15 protein-coding genes, 1 tRNA gene, 3 pseudogenes and 1 other annotated feature are annotated in these 16,617 nt (G+C 36.7%); of the genes and pseudogenes, 16 read left to right on the top strand and 3 right to left on the bottom strand.

The window, feature by feature from the left end:
* The first annotated feature begins 37 nt into the window (after positions 1-37).
* The 6 genes from dltC to DVW83_RS06790 all read left to right on the top strand — a co-directional run bounded on the left by dltC (position 38) and on the right by DVW83_RS06790 (position 5,573).
* Positions 38-271 (top strand): D-alanine--poly(phosphoribitol) ligase subunit DltC, encoded by a 234-nt coding sequence (gene dltC, locus DVW83_RS06815; protein ID WP_005881129.1) that lies wholly within the window; start codon positions 38-40, stop codon positions 269-271.
* Positions 272-273: 2 nt separating this feature from the next.
* Positions 274-1,554: a D-alanyl-lipoteichoic acid biosynthesis protein DltD gene (gene dltD, locus DVW83_RS06810; RefSeq protein WP_104661456.1), complete on the top strand. Its 1,281-nt coding sequence runs from the start codon at positions 274-276 to the stop codon at positions 1,552-1,554.
* A 315-nt stretch (positions 1,555-1,869) separates the two neighbouring features.
* Positions 1,870-2,952 carry a M42 family metallopeptidase gene (locus DVW83_RS06805; RefSeq protein WP_081133914.1) on the top strand — a complete coding sequence of 361 codons (1,083 nt, stop codon included), beginning with the start codon at positions 1,870-1,872 and terminating at the stop codon, positions 2,950-2,952.
* The gene (locus DVW83_RS06800; protein WP_104661457.1) at positions 2,952-3,764 is read left to right on the top strand and encodes a DUF975 family protein; all 813 of its coding nucleotides are present in this window, start codon (positions 2,952-2,954) and stop codon (positions 3,762-3,764) included. The genes DVW83_RS06805 and DVW83_RS06800 overlap by 1 nt, the downstream gene beginning before the upstream one ends.
* A gap of 50 nt (positions 3,765-3,814) precedes the next feature.
* On the top strand, positions 3,815-4,555 hold the full coding sequence (locus tag DVW83_RS06795; protein WP_137239167.1) for an MBL fold metallo-hydrolase: 741 nt from the start codon (positions 3,815-3,817) through the stop codon (positions 4,553-4,555).
* A gap of 13 nt (positions 4,556-4,568) precedes the next feature.
* Positions 4,569-5,573 (top strand): lipoate--protein ligase, encoded by a 1,005-nt coding sequence (locus DVW83_RS06790; RefSeq protein ID WP_104661459.1) that lies wholly within the window; start codon positions 4,569-4,571, stop codon positions 5,571-5,573.
* Between the two features lie 295 nt (positions 5,574-5,868).
* On the opposite strand, the gene DVW83_RS06785 is transcribed toward DVW83_RS06790, so the two are convergent.
* Complete coding sequence (locus DVW83_RS06785) at positions 5,869-7,647, bottom strand: GHKL domain-containing protein (protein WP_238699379.1); 1,779 nt, start codon at positions 7,645-7,647, stop codon at positions 5,869-5,871.
* A gap of 242 nt (positions 7,648-7,889) precedes the next feature.
* Between DVW83_RS06785 and DVW83_RS06780 the strand changes: the two genes are divergently transcribed.
* From DVW83_RS06780 to DVW83_RS15950, 7 genes and pseudogenes are all read left to right on the top strand, one after another.
* Positions 7,890-8,426, top strand: a complete 537-nt coding sequence (locus DVW83_RS06780; protein ID WP_104661461.1) for a signal peptidase I — start codon at positions 7,890-7,892, stop codon at positions 8,424-8,426.
* 64 nt (positions 8,427-8,490) lie between these two features.
* Complete coding sequence (locus DVW83_RS06775) at positions 8,491-9,174, top strand: O-methyltransferase (protein WP_137239165.1); 684 nt, start codon at positions 8,491-8,493, stop codon at positions 9,172-9,174.
* Positions 9,175-9,447: 273 nt separating this feature from the next.
* Positions 9,448-9,521, top strand: a tRNA-Arg gene (locus DVW83_RS06770).
* A gap of 587 nt (positions 9,522-10,108) precedes the next feature.
* Positions 10,109-10,770 (top strand): annotated as a pseudogene (locus DVW83_RS06765) (glycoside hydrolase family 88 protein); the annotation flags it as partial.
* Positions 10,771-11,331: 561 nt separating this feature from the next.
* Positions 11,332-11,691, top strand: a complete 360-nt coding sequence (locus DVW83_RS06760) for a DUF1304 domain-containing protein (protein ID WP_104661994.1) — start codon at positions 11,332-11,334, stop codon at positions 11,689-11,691.
* 130 nt (positions 11,692-11,821) lie between these two features.
* Complete coding sequence (locus DVW83_RS06755) at positions 11,822-13,441, top strand: SulP family inorganic anion transporter (RefSeq protein WP_104661993.1); 1,620 nt, start codon at positions 11,822-11,824, stop codon at positions 13,439-13,441.
* A 159-nt stretch (positions 13,442-13,600) separates the two neighbouring features.
* Positions 13,601-13,723, top strand: a pseudogene (locus DVW83_RS15950) (DUF3788 family protein); the annotation flags it as partial.
* 95 nt (positions 13,724-13,818) lie between these two features.
* On the opposite strand, the gene DVW83_RS06745 reads toward DVW83_RS15950, so the two are convergent.
* A complete protein-coding gene (locus DVW83_RS06745; RefSeq protein ID WP_104661406.1) occupies positions 13,819-14,463 on the bottom strand; it encodes a uracil-DNA glycosylase in 645 nt (214 codons plus the stop codon).
* A gap of 151 nt (positions 14,464-14,614) precedes the next feature.
* Positions 14,615-14,691, top strand: a sequence feature (ribosomal protein L21 leader region).
* A 19-nt stretch (positions 14,692-14,710) separates the two neighbouring features.
* Here DVW83_RS06745 and rplU point away from each other — a divergent pair.
* From rplU to rpmA, 3 genes are read left to right on the top strand one after another with little or no spacing between them, the layout of a single operon-like run.
* Complete coding sequence (gene rplU, locus DVW83_RS06740; RefSeq protein WP_104661407.1) at positions 14,711-15,019, top strand: 50S ribosomal protein L21; 309 nt, start codon at positions 14,711-14,713, stop codon at positions 15,017-15,019.
* A 30-nt stretch (positions 15,020-15,049) separates the two neighbouring features.
* Complete coding sequence (locus tag DVW83_RS06735; RefSeq protein ID WP_002289451.1) at positions 15,050-15,394, top strand: ribosomal-processing cysteine protease Prp; 345 nt, start codon at positions 15,050-15,052, stop codon at positions 15,392-15,394.
* A 12-nt stretch (positions 15,395-15,406) separates the two neighbouring features.
* Positions 15,407-15,688, top strand: a complete 282-nt coding sequence (gene rpmA / locus DVW83_RS06730; RefSeq protein ID WP_104661408.1) for a 50S ribosomal protein L27 — start codon at positions 15,407-15,409, stop codon at positions 15,686-15,688.
* Positions 15,689-15,775: 87 nt separating this feature from the next.
* Here rpmA and DVW83_RS06725 read toward each other — a convergent pair.
* A pseudogene (locus DVW83_RS06725) lies at positions 15,776-16,539 on the bottom strand (tyrosine-type recombinase/integrase); the annotation flags it as partial.
* Positions 16,540-16,617: the final 78 nt, after the last annotated feature.

Raw genomic sequence — 16,617 nt, 5'->3', positions numbered from 1 at the left:
TGTGTTTATCAAAAAAATATGAAGGAGCGATTTTATCATGGAAGAACAAGTTTTGACAATTTTAGAAGAAATAACAGGAACAGATGAAGTAAAAGAAAATAGAGATATCGATTTATTTGGGGAAGGCTTACTTGACTCTCTGGCTTCGGTCCAACTGTTAGTAGAACTAGAAGGGCAATTAGATGTACAAGTACCTGTATCAGAATTTGACCGCGACAATTGGGGGACACCAAATAAAATTATTGCGCAAGTGCAAGAATTGAAGGGATAATGATGAAGAAGAAACTATTCGCTATTTTCGGTCCGATCCTTTTGGCTTTTGGATTAATAGCACTCTTTTTCACTTCTTCTTATCGTGTGAATTTAAATGATCCTACCCTCATCAAAAAAGCATCTACGTCAATGGCTGAGAATGTTTTAAAAGGGGATGCCATTAAGAATGAGGCGTTATCGGAAAAACAATATGTTCCTTTTTTTGGATCAAGTGAATTAAGTAGGATTAGTCCATTCCATCCATCGGTATTAGCTGAAAAATACCAACGAAATTATCGGCCGTTTTTATTAGGGGCACCTGGTACACAATCCTTGAGTCAATATATGATGATGCGTTCAGCCGGGGATGACTTGAAACACAAAAAAGTAGTATTCATCATTTCACCTCAATGGTTCGTAAAAGAGGGTGTAAAAGACGACTATTTTAATACGTATTTCTCAGAACTCCAAACATTTGATTGGTTGTTCTCATTGAAAAAGATCACACCAACTGATCGCTATTTAGCAAGACGTCTGTTACATTTTTCTAAAGTAAAAGAGGATGAGGCACTGACAGAGGTGTTAAAAACGATTAAAGCAGGTGAGTTACCAGCGGCAGACAAAATCGATCAATTCCAAAATAAATGGAACTTGCTGAAAAGGGAAGATGAGCTTTTTAGTAATATTGGCTTGAGCAATCAACAAGCGAAGATCGATCATGAAACAAAGCCTCTGCCAAATTCTTACCAAGAAGATTCTTTGGCAAACTTAGCTGAAAAAATTGGAAGAGCGGATACGACGAACAATCCTTTTGAACTAAAAAATGATTTTTATACACATCGGATAGAAAAATATGTTGACCGACTAAAAAATTCACAAACGCATTGGGATTACCGTTTTTCTCCAGAATTTTCAGATTTCCAATTAGTTTTGCAGCAGTTAGCGGAAGATCATGCGGAAGTCTTATTCATTATTCCTCCCGTTAATCAAAAATGGAGTGACTACACAGGATTATCACAACAGATGATTCAAGAATTTGCGAAAAAAATCAAATTTCAGTTGAATACTCAAGGGTTTCATCGAATCGCTGACTTCACTCACCAAGCGAACCAACCTTATTTTATGGAAGATACGATCCATTTAGGTTGGAAAGGCTGGTTAGCAGCAGATCAGCACATCCAGCCATTTTTAGAAAATGACCAGTCAACAAGCCATTATCAGTTAGACGATTCATTTTATAGTAAGGCGTGGCAAAAGCAATCCCCAGATCAACTGAAGAATGTACAAGTAAAACAGCAGTAAGTTGCGCTGTCTGAAACAATAAGAATGAACTGTAAAAAGTAACACTTATTGTTCCGGCTTAAAGCGATTGAAAAAATAGTAAATCCTTTCACTCAACTGTGGAATCGAACTAAACGACGGGAACAGAAATAACTTCTTTGAACAAAAATAAAATCCTCAAAATTTGAAAATTTTTTCATGGATTTTTATTTATTCCTTGAAGTTGAATATTTCTGTTCCGGTCGTTTTTCTATAAAGAAAAACAGAGAAACTAAAAAGTCCACATAATAAATGGTATAATCCTGATATCAATAGTTGAAATGGGGGAAATTGATTTTGGATAAAAAAGAAGAGAAATTACTGATCGATCTAACTTCAGCCAAAGGAGTACCTGGAAATGAAGAAGAGGTCAGAAAAGTTTATAAAAACTATGCCAAAGAATTTGCAGATGATATTTTTTATGATGGATTAGGAAGTATTATTGCTAAACATGGCGCTGGTGGAGGTCCCAAGGTATTCATCTCTGGTCACATGGATGAAGTCGGATTCATGGTTACAAAAATCACGGATAAAGGATTTTTAGAATTTCAAACATTAGGTGGCTGGTGGGGGCAAGTCATGCTGGCTCAACAAGTAGAAATCAAAACGCAAGAAGGAAAAGTCATCCATGGCGTTATTGGTTCAAAACCACCTCATGTCTTGACTCCAGAAGTTCGGAACAAGCCTTATGATATCAAAGACATGTTCATTGATATTGGTGCAACTAGCGCAGCAGAGGCAAAAGAATGGGGAATCCGCCCGGGAGACATGGTTACTCCTTACATTGAATATAAACGTTTGAATGGTGGAAAATTTCTGTTAGCCAAAGCTTGGGACAATCGGATCGGAACGGCTGTTTCGTTACGCGTTCTTGAAAATTTGGCAAAAGAAAATCATCCGAATGTGTTGTTTGCAGGTAGTGACGTGCAAGAAGAAGTTGGATTGCGTGGCGCTCGTACAAGCACGCATTTAGTAAATCCTGATATTGCCTTTGCTTTAGATACAGGGACAGCTGGTGATACTCCAGGAATGACACCGAAAGAAGCAGATTCTGTCTTAGGAAAAGGACCACAGATTCTGATCTTTGATGCTTCAATGATCCCACATAAAAAATTACTGAACTTTGTAATTGGTGTAGCTGAAGAAATGGACATACCTTTCCAATATACTGTGATCACAGGTGGAGGAACGGATGCTGGGCAAATGCATTTAACGAGAGATGGGGTACCATCTGTTGCGATTACTGTCCCTGTTCGATACTTACACTCACATACATCGGTTATCCATGAAGATGATTATTTAAATACAGTGAAGCTAGTCACAGAAGTGGTTAAACGATTGGATAGCGAAACTGTTGAAAAAATTCGGAGTTATGAATAATGAAAGATAGCTTAACTATTTCAGAATATCGTAAAAAAGCGCGCATCTCGCTTGAACATCAGTGGGGGATGAATGCGTGGCTGATTTTTCTTTCTATGTTTCTCGTAGGATTAATCCAAGCATTTTTTGAAGGAGCTTTCTCAATAAATGATTCGCAGCATCAAATACTTCGTTTTTTACTTGAAAATCTCCTTCTGTTTGCTTTCTCATACGCTTTGTACTATATCGCTTTAGTCGTTGTACGTGGAGGCAGAGCAAAGTCTAATCTGTTATTCGTTGTTTTCCAAAAAGAATATTTTGGACCGATTTTAGTCATCAATCTGATCAATGTAGCCATTAACTGGCTGATCAATGCGTTGGTTTTATTACCTGGTCTATTGGTTGGTGGAGTCAGTTCATATACAAAGTTACTTTTTAATGCAAATTCTGTTGCTCCAAGTATTGTGTCAGGCGACTTATTTGATGTCAGTTTTGTTGTGTTGACTGTGATCATGGTCTTTGTTTCTTTAGTTGTCATGAGTATCATTGGTGGTCTATTTCAATTTGCTGCTTGGACAAAATTCGATTATCCAGAACTTTCGATCATCCAATGTCTTAAATATGCCTGGTATCTATTAAAAGATCGATTGGCCAAGTATATTTTATTGCAGCTTTCATTTATTGGCTGGTATATTTTGGGTGCTTTAGCTTTATTCATTGGATTACTATGGGTAATTGCTTACGTCAATGTAACGATTGCAGGGTTTTATGAACAAGCGAGAATCGAGAAGAAAGATCCAACCGACTATTTTTCACTAGAAGCTAGAATATAGCCCAAAAAGTTTTGGTTATGTTAGGATAAAAAGTTGAGGGGGAATCACTCATGAAATTAACAGTTTTAGGGTGTTTAGGCGCCTATCCATATAAGAATCAAGGAACAACAAGTTATCTGCTGCAATCAGACGGCTTCAATCTTTTGATCGATGCAGGAAGTGCAACACTTGTCAAGTTGGAAGAACAGCTTGATCCGTTAGCATTAGATGCAGTGATTTTGAGTCATTACCACCATGATCACATTGCAGATTTAGGTGTGCTGCAATATTATTGGCAATTGCATCCAGAAAAAGATCCTGAGGCGATTTTGCCAATCTACGGTCATACAAAAGATACGACTCATTTCGAGGAATTGACATTGCCAAATGTGACTGAAGGACGTCCTTATTTTGAAGCAGAAGAACTAAAAATAGGACCATTTACGATTACTTTTATGGAAACGATCCATCCAGTCGTATGCTACGCGATGCGAATCGTAGAGGAAACAACCGGCAAGATATTTGTGTTTACAGGAGATTCTGGTTATTTAGAAAGCTTTGTTGAATTTGCGAAAGACGCGGATCTTTTTTTAGCGGATACGTATCTATTTGCAGGAAATGAACGTCATAAAGCACACTTTACTTCAAAAGAAGCAGGCGAATTGGCCAGAGCAGCAGAGGTCAAAAAAATAGTTTTGACTCATTTGCCACAATTTGGTGATTTGGAACAGTTGAAAAAGGAGGCGCAAGAGGCCACGGGTGCTAAGATCGAAGTGGAACTTGCTGCAGTGAATAAAGTATTTGACATCTAGGAGGAAAATGAAGATGATTTTTGTACCTAATGAGAACCACGACCCACGGATCAATTTAGCGATTGAACAGTTTTTATTACAAGAAATGCCTATAGATGAACCAATTTTACTTTTTTATATTAATGAACCTTCGATCATCATTGGAAGAAATCAAAATACCATCGAAGAAATCAACCGAGAGTACGTAGACGAACATGGGATACATGTCGTTCGTCGACTTAGTGGTGGCGGTGCGGTGTATCATGATTTTGGTAATTTAAATTTTAGCTTTATCATGCCGGATGATGGCGATTCCTTCCGAGATTTTGCCAAAGTAACCAAACCGATTATTCAAGCTTTGCATGAATTAGGTGTGGCAGGAGCTGAATTAAAGGGACGGAATGACTTAGTGATCGATGGTATGAAATTCTCTGGTAATGCAATGTATGCAACGAATGGACGAATGTTCGCACATGGAACGATCATGTTTGATTCTGATATCAATGAAGTAGTCAATGCATTGAAAGTCAAGAAAGATAAGATCGAATCAAAAGGGATCAAATCCATTCGTTCCCGTGTGACTAACATCAAACCATTTCTTCCAAAAGAAAAACAAGGGATGACTACAGAAGAATTCCGTGAAGAAATTTTATTGAAGATCTTTGGTGTTCCATCAGTGGATCAAGTGAAAACTTATCAACTGACAGAGGAAGACTGGACAAAAATCAATGAGATCTCTGACCAGTATTATCGTAATTGGGATTGGAATTATGGAAAATCACCCGATTTCAATTTCTCCCGTCAACATCGTTTTCCAATTGGCTCTATCGAAGTCCATTTGAATGTTGTCAATGGTTTGATCCATGATATTAAGATTTTTGGTGATTTCTTTGGATTAGGGGATATCAAGGATGTCGAGCAAATGCTAGTAGGCCAACGCTATGAAAAAGAAACATTGAAAAAAGTAGTAGAACAGATTGATATCAAAAAATATTTTGGTGCAATCGAACCAGAAGATTTACTTTCACTTTTGTATTGATCAAATGAAACAATCAGGTTCTATTATTTTCTAGAACTACATCAAAAAGGTCTAGATAAAAGTCGTGTAGGTTTGAGAAATTGGAGAAAAAACGAACAATACGTTTTTTGTATTGCTCGTTTTTTTTGAAATTTCCGAAAGGCCTGACTTTTGGACGCCGTTTATCCCGAATTGGAGTCCGTAGCAAAACTATTTTTAGATTTGTCCCACATTCTTTATTTTGATTTAGAACATGCAATAAAAGTTTTTCTACCTTGTCTCATCCTTTTCAAGGAGTCGCTCATTTCGCATCACTTTACTTTTTCGGATTTTTGAATGGGTGTTTTAACTGGATCGTGAGGCGATCACTCTTATTGTCTTTTTCTTGTCTCAATGTACCAGCGTATCGTTCAGCGATATCTTTGATCATCGTGAGATCAAACTGTTCTTTTTCTTGCAATTCTTCTGTGATACCGTGAGAAAATAAGTTCGTTTCATAATGAGCGCTGTGTTCACAGTGGATCAGTAATTCATCCTCTTTTTCTTTTAAGTGTAATGAAATTTTTCGTTGCATAGGATCCTCGATAGCGTGAGTTTCCCGAAAAGAATGCTCTAGTACATGAATCAATAACTGCGTTAGATCATTGTCACTAACAGCCGGTTTTTCTGGAAGATCCGCTTTGAATTCTACTTGGATATTACGCTTAGAAGCAATATCTTGATAACGAGCTAGAATCAGATTTGTCAGTTGGTGTGCAGAATAAGAGAAGATAAATTTAAAGTTCTGTGCCTCATCCAAGATGCCTCTAATTTCATTTTGTGCTTCTAAAGATTTATTTTCTAAAATTAGATCTTCAATGTTTTCCATATTTTGAATAAATTCGTGTCTTAATGAACTGATTTCTTGGATATGTTCTCGTAGTTGGTCATAGTGTTGCTCCAATAAATCGGACTTCACCTCAAGAAAGCCCACCACTCGTTGATGTTGGTCGAAACTGACGATATATTCGATGATATTATAAACAACGATCACAATCAAAATGAGCACGAATAAAATAGTTGACCAATTGATATCTGCTTGATAGATTCCTAATGCAGATTGGATATAAATCATGCAATGGAAAATCGCGATCAGGACGATCCATGGTGTACAAGCCACAAAAAAGCGATTGTTCTTATATGCCTCACCTATGGAAGCTAATGAGGTGACCAAGGTACTAATAACACTTACAACGTTGACGATAGGCATCAGTTCCGGAAGTTCATTTGGTGTCACTAAAGAATAAACGAGCACACCTAATTGTATCGAAATTTGAACGATACAAAATAAACCATATATTTTTTTATAATAAATCATTCGTGTCAGATAGTAAGAGATAATAAGTATTGAAGTTAGAATAATAAAAACATGCGATAAAATCGAATGCACGATCGGCTCGAAGAGAACACCACTCAAGATGTCTTCTGAAACGGATTGGAATCCAAGAACTAATGCAAAACAACTAAGGATCAGTAAAGAAACATCGAGCTTTCTCTTCTTGTAGAGAATAAATGTCGAGTAGGACAAGGTTCCTACAGCTAAAAATACAGCAATGATCATCGTGACTATTTGGGGAATGGACTGTGAGAAAATAAAGCTGATCATCGGTCCAGTTGTTCCGATATAGACTTTAGGAGGAAACCCAGCATAATTACGATAGGGAGAAGCAACTTCGATTTTTAATATTTTCCCAGCGTAGTCTGTAGGTAGATCGATCACAGCTAAAGAAAGTCCTGGGTTATTTTCTTCTAAAATATGAGATCGATCATACAAGAGTTGTTTGTCTAGGTATACTCTGATCCATTGATGGTTCCCTTTGATCAATAGATTTGAATCATTTACTTGTTCTTTGAGGATGGTTTCCATGGAAAATGTTTCATTTCGATCAATTTTCGGAAGGTGTGTCACGTAGCGGCTATCAAAATGAAAATCAGGATCACTTTTCGAGTAATAACTCCAAGAATCAGTCAATTCTGTCACGTTGCCACGATCTGCTGGGGCAAAGATATAATAAAAAAAGTAAAAAATACTTAATAAAAATAACGAACATAACATAATCAAAAAAATCCATTTTATTTTTATACTGGACTGTTATTTTTTATTATTATTGTTATTGAAAATCTTCATAACATTATCCTTTCTGTCATGTAGTTTTTTTCAGATTATACGTTTTTTCATTTAGAGTCAATCAAAAATAGTAATAAATTTAGATAACTATGGTTATTTTTTGGTTTTCGTTTCAATTTAAAGTTATTCTATTATTAGATTGGATAATTGAAGAAGGGGAGTGGGAAGCGGTGCCTTTATACAAAAAAATAACTTTTTTCAGCTCGATATCCTTGATTGTACTGTTAGCACTTACCTTAAGTATTATCTTACTTCCTAGGTTTTTTGGCTTGACGCCACAAATCATCGAAGATCACGGAATGAGCCCTTATTATAGTAAAGGTAGCCTGATTTATGTAAGACCAAAAAATCCTAATGAACTATTGGTTGGGGATGTCATCACTTATTATGAAAATTCCGGCGAATACATTATGACAAGAAGAGTTATTGCAGTAGAAGAAGAACATCAAAAATTTTATACGAAAGCGGACAATCAAAGTCAAATGGAATCTGGTGTTGTGTCAAAGAGAAACATTATTGGTGTACCAATCTTTCAAATTCCATATATTGGAATCGTATTATCCAGAACAGCGTTTGTATGGATTCGCTGGTTGTTCTTTGGGATTGCGTTTAGTTTGTCAGCCATCACTGCTTGGAACACACTTGATACGTTTAAAAAAAGGAAAAGAAACCATTCATTTTTGTCTTCGCACAATGTCAACGACTAATAATTTTTCCTAGCTTGTAGATTTATTTTATTCTTCGTATAATGGAAGGATAAGGAGGAAGATTATGCGTAATGAAATGATGCATCGTCCTGTAGTGAAAGAAGAGTTAGTTGACTTTATGCGGACGAAACAGAAAAAACTTGAAGGTGAGCTTGGCTTGATTGAAGAAGAGGCACATCTCTCCGAAGTTCCAATCATTCCACATGAGACAGTGGTCTTCATGCGATTTTTATTGGGCCAATTACAACCTAAAAAAATTTTAGAAATAGGTGCAGCTATTGGTTTTTCGTCTAGTTTAATGGCACAAACGATTGAAAAAGATGGGCATGTCACCACGATCGATCGTTTTGACGTTATGATCAAGAAAGCAAAAGCGACTTATGAAAGACTAAATTTAACAGATAAAGTAACGTTATTAGAAGGACAAGCTGCTGATATTTTACCAACACTGACTGGTCCTTATGATTTCATTTTTATGGATAGCGCTAAATCAAAATATATTGAGTTTTTACCCGAATGTTTACGTCTCTTAAAAAAAGGCGGAGTGTTGATGGTAGATGATATTTTTCAGGGAGGAACGATTCTTTTACCAGATGAAGAAATTCCCAGAGGAAAGCGGGCGATCCACCGTAAATTGAATGAGTTCTTACGAGTGGTCATGGAGCATCCAGACCTTACTTCCACTTTAGTACCTTTGGGAGATGGAGTGATCCTTATCACTAAAGAAAAAGATCAGATTGTTTTGTAGTAAGGGGAGATTGTCGTACATTTTCCTAAAAAAATAAACAATAGGTGAATCTGAACTTTGCGACAATAAGAACAAATGGATGAAAAAATAAAAGAAACTATTTGTTCTTATTGTTTACTATACCCGATAGGATAAGAGCTATCTATTTATTTAGTAGGTTCAAGAAAAAAATCAAACGATTTAGACGATTGGGCATTTTATCAATAAAATAACTATTTCGTATTGACAGAAACAAAATGATTCTATATAATTATTTTTGTTCCGAAAAAGCTTGTCATAGTAGCTCAGCTGGATAGAGCATCCGCCTTCTAAGCGGACGGTCGGGGGTTCGAATCCCTCCTGTGACGTAATCAAACTGCTAGAAACGTTTGTTTCTAGCGGTTTTTCTTTTGTTTTGTGCCAAATTTGTAGCAAAAAAATCAAGGGATAACGATCTAGTGGATGAGCAATTTTTGGTAAATTGCAAAATGGTATTCAGATGAGAGGCTGAGACAAACGTAGCATCAAGAAATAAGCCCTTCTTATTTTTTGATGCTACGTTTGTCTCACTGTTTATCCACTCTTTGTTTTTCCATAGTTCTAGCAGCTGCTAAAAATGACCATGAGCTCCCATAGTTTCGCTTTTTTTACGATGCAAAGATTTCTTGAATGAAGTCATTGATATAGAATATGGGATTGTTCTAAGGAATAATCTGAAAAGGAGTATTCTCAAGTAGTTAATCGGAAATTTTATGAGTGGTTCAATGTAGACGCTCTTTCTAGCTGCGGAGACGTATGTAGCTCCGTCAAAGTTGCACTTGCAACTGATCAACTTTCGCTTTTTTCGATCAATTACAGATAGTTTTTGGTCAATTTATACTATTTAAGTACGAATTAATTACTGATATAGTAGGGACAACAAAAAATGAAAGCGTTTTAATGAGTGCGTGTCGAAATGCCAATTATAAAAGAAATGTTTGTACCGAAAGAATTGATCAAAGACAAAATTGATTTACTCATCGAAAACTTAACAACTATCCAAGATGATAGTGGCGAGTTTCTATTAGATTTTGATGGGATGAAAGTAGACGATAAGAGCTGGTCGTATGGAACTGGCCTCAAGGAGTGGGACTATATGATATCTACAAAAATTTCCAAATAACCAAAAATCCTCGTGCATTTGAAATCGTTCATGAATGGTTCGAAGCACGAATGGAAGAAGGTGCTCCACCAAAAAATGTGAACACGATGGCTTATTTATACGAGGATACCAATGATCTTCGTTATCTTTCCTATTTGAAACAATGGGCGGAATGGGTCATGCATGACATGCCAAGAACAAATGAGAATGGTTTACAACACGCCACTTGCGGCCCAGAAAACAAAAAACAGCTATGGGATGATACGCTAATGATGACAGTGTTGCCGCTAGCGAAGATTGGCAAGCTACTTCAACGTCCTGGCTATTTAGAAGAAGCACGCTATCAGTTTATGATTCATATCAAATATTTAATGGATAAACGAACTGGACTATGGTATCACGGTTGGACATTTGAGGAAAATCATAATTACGCTGAAGCTTTTTGGGAACGGGGAAATTGTTGGCTGACAATAGCTCCAGTAGCATTTACCGAAAATGTTGGTTTTGTTCTTATCCTCATTTTCTAAAGGCATTCAAAAAAGAGTTTGGCTTAACACCAAAAGAGTTTTTAAAGCGTAGTGCACAAAATCAATTGATCCATTATGAACATTTTGGGCAGGAACATTGATCCTTTGTATAGATACCACTTGGCATAGAGCCTAGCCAACATCACAAATAGAGGCTGGGGCAGAAGTGTTTAACTCCGAGAAATAAGAAGAAATTCACGAAAATTGCTTCTCCAATTTTTGGTAAATTTCGGCTTATTTTTCGAAGATGCTAAACACGTTTGTCTCACCGTCAGTTATTTATGAAGAACTATGTACTTAACTGCTGAAAAAAGTATGCGTGGAACATATATCAAAAAATGAAGGATAGTTTGTTTTAGCAGCAGTCTGATAAGGAGAATCCATAATTATTCAGGTATACATACCAAGCTAAAAGGTTTGATTTTTTATTTTCAGGATATCCAGCTATACTATTTTTATCCATCCCTTTTCTTTTGGGATGGTAGAAATATCTTCAAAGGGGGAAGTAGAATGTCAGTCATTTCACAAATTTTGATCACGCTTGTTGCGATTGAATTCTTTTATATCATGTATCTTGAAACTTTTGTACCTAGCTCTAAAGCCACCGGTAGAGTCTTCAAAATGAGCCAAAAAGAATTGGCCAATCCAACGGTTCAAACGTTGTTCAAAAATCAAGGAATCTATAATGGGTTGCTTGCTGTGGGGCTTTTATACGGAGCTTATTTTGCAACGGCTCAAAAGGAGATTTCACTTTTACTGCTAATCTACATTTTATTCGTCGCTGCGTATGGAAGTTTTACTAGTGATAAAATGATTTTCTTGAAACAAGGCGGACTAGCAGTGATTGCGCTTTTGACGCTAGTATTCTAAATAATGAAAATGCAGAAAATTTCATGAAAAAATGGACTAACTTTGTGAAAAAACATTACTTTATGGTGGAATATATGCTATCCTAGTACTCGCGTGTTTAAAAAAACAATAGTAAAAAGGAGTTTATAGGTTGTTTAAAAAGTATGTTTTTTTATTAAAAGAAGAGTTCACAGGATATGATTTTTCAAAGTTTCAAAAGGACTTGTTAGCAGGAATCACTGTGGCGGCGGTAGCCTTACCGCTTGCATTAGCTTTTGGTGTATCTAGTGGGGCGAATGCGGCTGCTGGTTTGATTACAGCAGTGATTGCTGGATTAGTTATTGGTAGTTTATCAGGCGGATTCTATCAGATCTCTGGTCCTACAGGTGCCATGGCTGCTATCTTGATGTCGATTGCGGCAACACAAGGAATGCAAGGTGTATTGCTTGCGACATTTTTAGCCGGTATCTTGTTATTTCTTGCGGGTATTCTCCGATTAGGGACATTGACTTCATTTATTCCAGCTCCCGTGATTACTGGGTTTACCTCGGGGATTGCGATCATCATTGCATTGGGTCAAGTGGATAATTTGTTTGGTGTTCACTCGGAGGGAGCAAATGTCATTGAAAAACTGTCTAGCTATCATACCTTAGGCTTTCCAGTGAATATCGCTTCATTCTTGATGGGATTCGTCGTAATTGTAGGAATGATTCTTTATCCTAAAAAATGGGCTGCGAAAGTGCCAAGTTCACTTTTAGCGATCATTCTCACTACTGTCGTGATGCTGCTATTCAAATTACCAATCGCAATAGTTGGGAAGATCCCCCAGACATTAATCAGCAGTGATCGCCTGATGATCGATGCTTTCAATCTTTCTGCGTTAAAAGAAGTGATGGTACCTGCTATCAGTATTGCACTTTTAGGTATGGTCGAGAGCTTGCTTTGCGGAGCATCTGCTGGGCGTATGGCTAACAAACCATTGGATAGTAATCAAGAACTTGTAGCACAAGGAATTGGGAATTTAGTATTGCCTTTTTTTGGTGGGATTCCTGCAACAGCGGCGATTGCTAGAACGAGCGTGGCTATCAAATCTGGAGCACAAACTAGATTAGCTGGGATTATCCATGCGTTCGTTTTATTCTTATCAATGATCGTTTTTGCACCGATTATGTCAAATATCCCAATGCCTGCTTTAGCGGGTGTTTTGATCGTTACAGCTTGGCGGATGAATGAATGGAGTACGATAAAAACGTTAGTAGCCAATAAATACTGGTCAGGGATCTTGCTATTTGGACTAACTATGGTTTGTACAGTAATCTTTGATTTGAGTATTGCGATCGTCATCGGTATCATCGGTGGGTGTATTTTCTTTGTCGTCAAAAGTGCAGCTATCACGATTTCTGTTGAAACGATTGATTGGCAAAGAATGGATCTGCCAGAAACAAAGAAACTAGAAAATTGGACAGTTGTTTATATCAGCGGACCACTCTTTTTCATGTCAGCGGAAAAATTAAAAAACAAATTAGCGCAATTGAATCATAAAGATGGCCTGATTTTTTCAATGCGCGGAGTACCAAGCATTGATCTGACAGCAAAAGCAGTTTTTGAAGAGTTTCAAGAGAAGGCGGAAAGCAGAGGACAAACGATCATTTATACTTCCTTACAACCAGAAGTTGAGAAACAGTTACAACATCTATGGAAAAAAGAGGGAACTGAACAACATCAGACTGTTGCCCATGCACTTTCAGCATTACACGAACAATATACTTAATTTAGGTCATAACAAAAGTATTTAACTCTATGAAAAAAGAAGCACGAAAGACTGTTTTTCAAATTTGGAAAACTTGACTTATTTCCCAGGAATTGCTTATGATCCGTCGTTTATTCGTGTTAAGAGAGGTCGAGACAAAAGTCGTTTAGGTTTGAGAAATTGGAGAAAAAGAGGGCGGGACAGAAGTCTTTAACTCCGAGAAATAAGAAGAAATTAACGGAAATTACTTTTCAAATTTTTGTGGATTTCGGCTTATTTCCGAAGGAGTTGCTTCTGCTTCCACGCTCTTTTTTTGAAATTTACGAAAAACCTGACTTTTGGACGCCGTTTATTCGGAGTCTGTAGCAAACCTGATTTTTTAGATTTGCTTCACGCTTTTAATTTTCTTTTTTCAGATATTCAGCCAAAGTAAGCCAGTCGTGATTGATCATCTCTGCTAAAGAACGATTATAGAAAATGGCAGCTGGATGGAATAAGGGAAAGACGTGATATATTTTTTCACTCCATTTATAAGCATCCATTTTCTTGTTCAATCTCAAAATAGGGCCAGTATACAATTGACCATGATTTTTTGAAATTTTATATGACTGTCCTAGTAAGCGTTGTAGTCCGATATTTCCCAAAGTTGCAATCAATTGGGGCTGGACATGTTCAATTTCATAATCCAAGATCGGTGCGTGAGCGAATACCTCCGCTTTTGAGGGTGTGCGGTTCGGATAGACAGTTTCGGTTGCTTGTTTGCGTTTGTTCAGGCGGTGGACCGTACGGTAAGGCCGACTTCTGACTGCACTTGTGATATAAACATCCTCACGTGTCAATCCAGCGAGGGAGAGTGCTTGCATCAATTCTTTGCCAGCTTGTCCGCTAAAAGGAATATGGTTTTCGATTTCTGTTTTTCCAGGAGCCTCTCCTACGAGCATCAGCTTCGGGAAAAGCGGTCCCTGTCCAGCCACAAATCCTTCTACTGGGCGGTTTTGCATCCGGGTTTTTGCTTCTTGGACCAATTCATCTGGATAATGCATTGGATCTCCTCCTTTATACGACTTATTATAAATAGAAAAGAATAAAATTGCGATTGAACCACATTATGTAAAAAAAGGGAAAGTTACATGTAAACTAGAGTTGACGGATGCGTATGTTTCTGGTAATCTAGTACTGTTGTAATTGTGGACTCCACAGCTACAACCGCACAGAACGAGTTTATTAAGTACAGTTTACTGTCACTCTGGATGGCGAGTCTAAGTCTATTATAAGGAGGTGCTTTATAGCATGTACGCAATTATTAAAACTGGTGGTAAACAAGTAAAAGTTGAAGTTGGACAAACAATCTACATTGAAAAACTTAACGTTGAAGCAGGCGAAAAAGTTGTTTTTGACGAAGTTATTTTAGTAGGTGGCGAATCTACAAAAGTAGGCGCTCCAACAATTTCAGGTGCAACTGTTGAAGGAACTGTTGAAAAACACGGCAAACAAAAGAAAGTCGTTACTTTCAAATACAAACCTAAAAAACATTCACACCGTAAACAAGGTCACCGTCAACCATACACAAAAGTGGTTATCGACGCAATCAACGCTTAATTAGCGCTTGAGAAAGAAGGCCTGAATAGAATGATCAAAGGAACATTTAAACGTAATGACGCTGGTCAAATCGTTTCATTTACTTTGACAGGGCATGCTGATGCAGGTCCTTATGGTAGTGATATCGTTTGTGCAGGAGTTTCCGCATTAGCTATCAGTACAGTAAACGGAATTGCCTCATTAGCTGGTTTTGAACCGATTGTCGAAATGAATGAAGAAGAAGGCGGCTATTTATATACCGAAGTAACTTCAGGAATGACACAAGAACAAAACAATATTGCCGAGATTCTATTAGAAAATCTCTTGTTGGGATTACAATCAATAGAAGCTGAAAATTCAGAATATATCCAAATTAAAACAATCAATGATAAATAGGAGGTGCAGACCATGTTGTTATCAATGAATCTACAATTATTTGCCCACAAAAAAGGTGGCGGTTCTACATCTAACGGCCGTGACTCAGAATCAAAACGTCTAGGTGCTAAACGTGCTGATGGACAAACTGTTACAGGTGGATCAATTCTTTATCGTCAACGCGGAACAAGAATCTATCCAGGTGTAAACGTGGGTATTGGTGGAGACGACACTTTATTTGCTAAAGTTGATGGCGTAGTACGTTTTGAACGTAAAGGCCGCAACAAAAAACAAGTGTCTGTTTATCCAGCTTAATATTTCATAATTGCTCAATTCTTTATGGCTCAAAGGATTGAGCTTTTTTTGTTTTGGAAAAAATTTTTTGACCATACTTTTGACCATCTAAAAATTGATATATTTTGATAATTTTTGTGTAGTTTCTTCTTTTTTACTACTAGTTATGTGTGTATATGTGTCCATAGTGGTTTTAATATTTGCATGCCCCAGTCTTTCTTGAACCTCTTTGTGATATGCACCAGCTTCATAAAGCATTGACGCATGTGTATGTCTAAAACCATGCAGACCGATATAAGGTAAGCCGGCACGCTCACGATACATATTGTATCTTTTTGCCACTGTCTGATTAATTGTGAAATTATTTTCGTCATTGGTGAACAAATAGTTAGCTTTGGTAAATCCTAATTGAAATAAGTATTTGCTTTGTTCAAGCTTCCAAAATTTTAATTGTTTTATAGTTTTTTCATCTAAATAAATTATTCGATTTGATTTTTTGTCTTAGGAGTTTCAGATATATAATATTTGTCTGATCGAGCTACAGTTTTTTTGATGGCCATTTCATTTGTTTTAAAATTGATATTATCCCAAGTGAGTGCTAATATTTCACCGATTCTACATCTACTGAATGTTAATAATCTAAAGAGCGTATAGTCTCTATTTTAAAAATATGGATTCTGTTCTTGAGATACTTCATTTAGAAATAATTCCAACTGTTCTTTTGTATATAATTTTAATTTCTTTTTTGTTTTACTTTGTGGTTTTGGAATAATTAAATTTAATGTTGGATTATCAGGTGTTAAACCAATATTTATAGCATATTTAAAAACTTTGTTTATGTAGTTAATGAAAAGTAGGTACTGTTTTGAAGTTAGTCAAGTCCATAATCCTGTGTAAAATACTATACAATGTTTTACCGGTCTCTCATTGATCAAACTTAATATATTTTC

It is taken from the genome of Enterococcus sp. VV15 (assembly GCF_005236045.1).
In the GTDB taxonomy this organism is placed as follows: Bacteria; Bacillota; Bacilli; order Lactobacillales; family Enterococcaceae; genus Enterococcus_B; species Enterococcus_B durans.
Note: the sequence above shows the minus strand (reverse complement) of the source record. Positions and strands in the feature narration are given on the sequence as shown.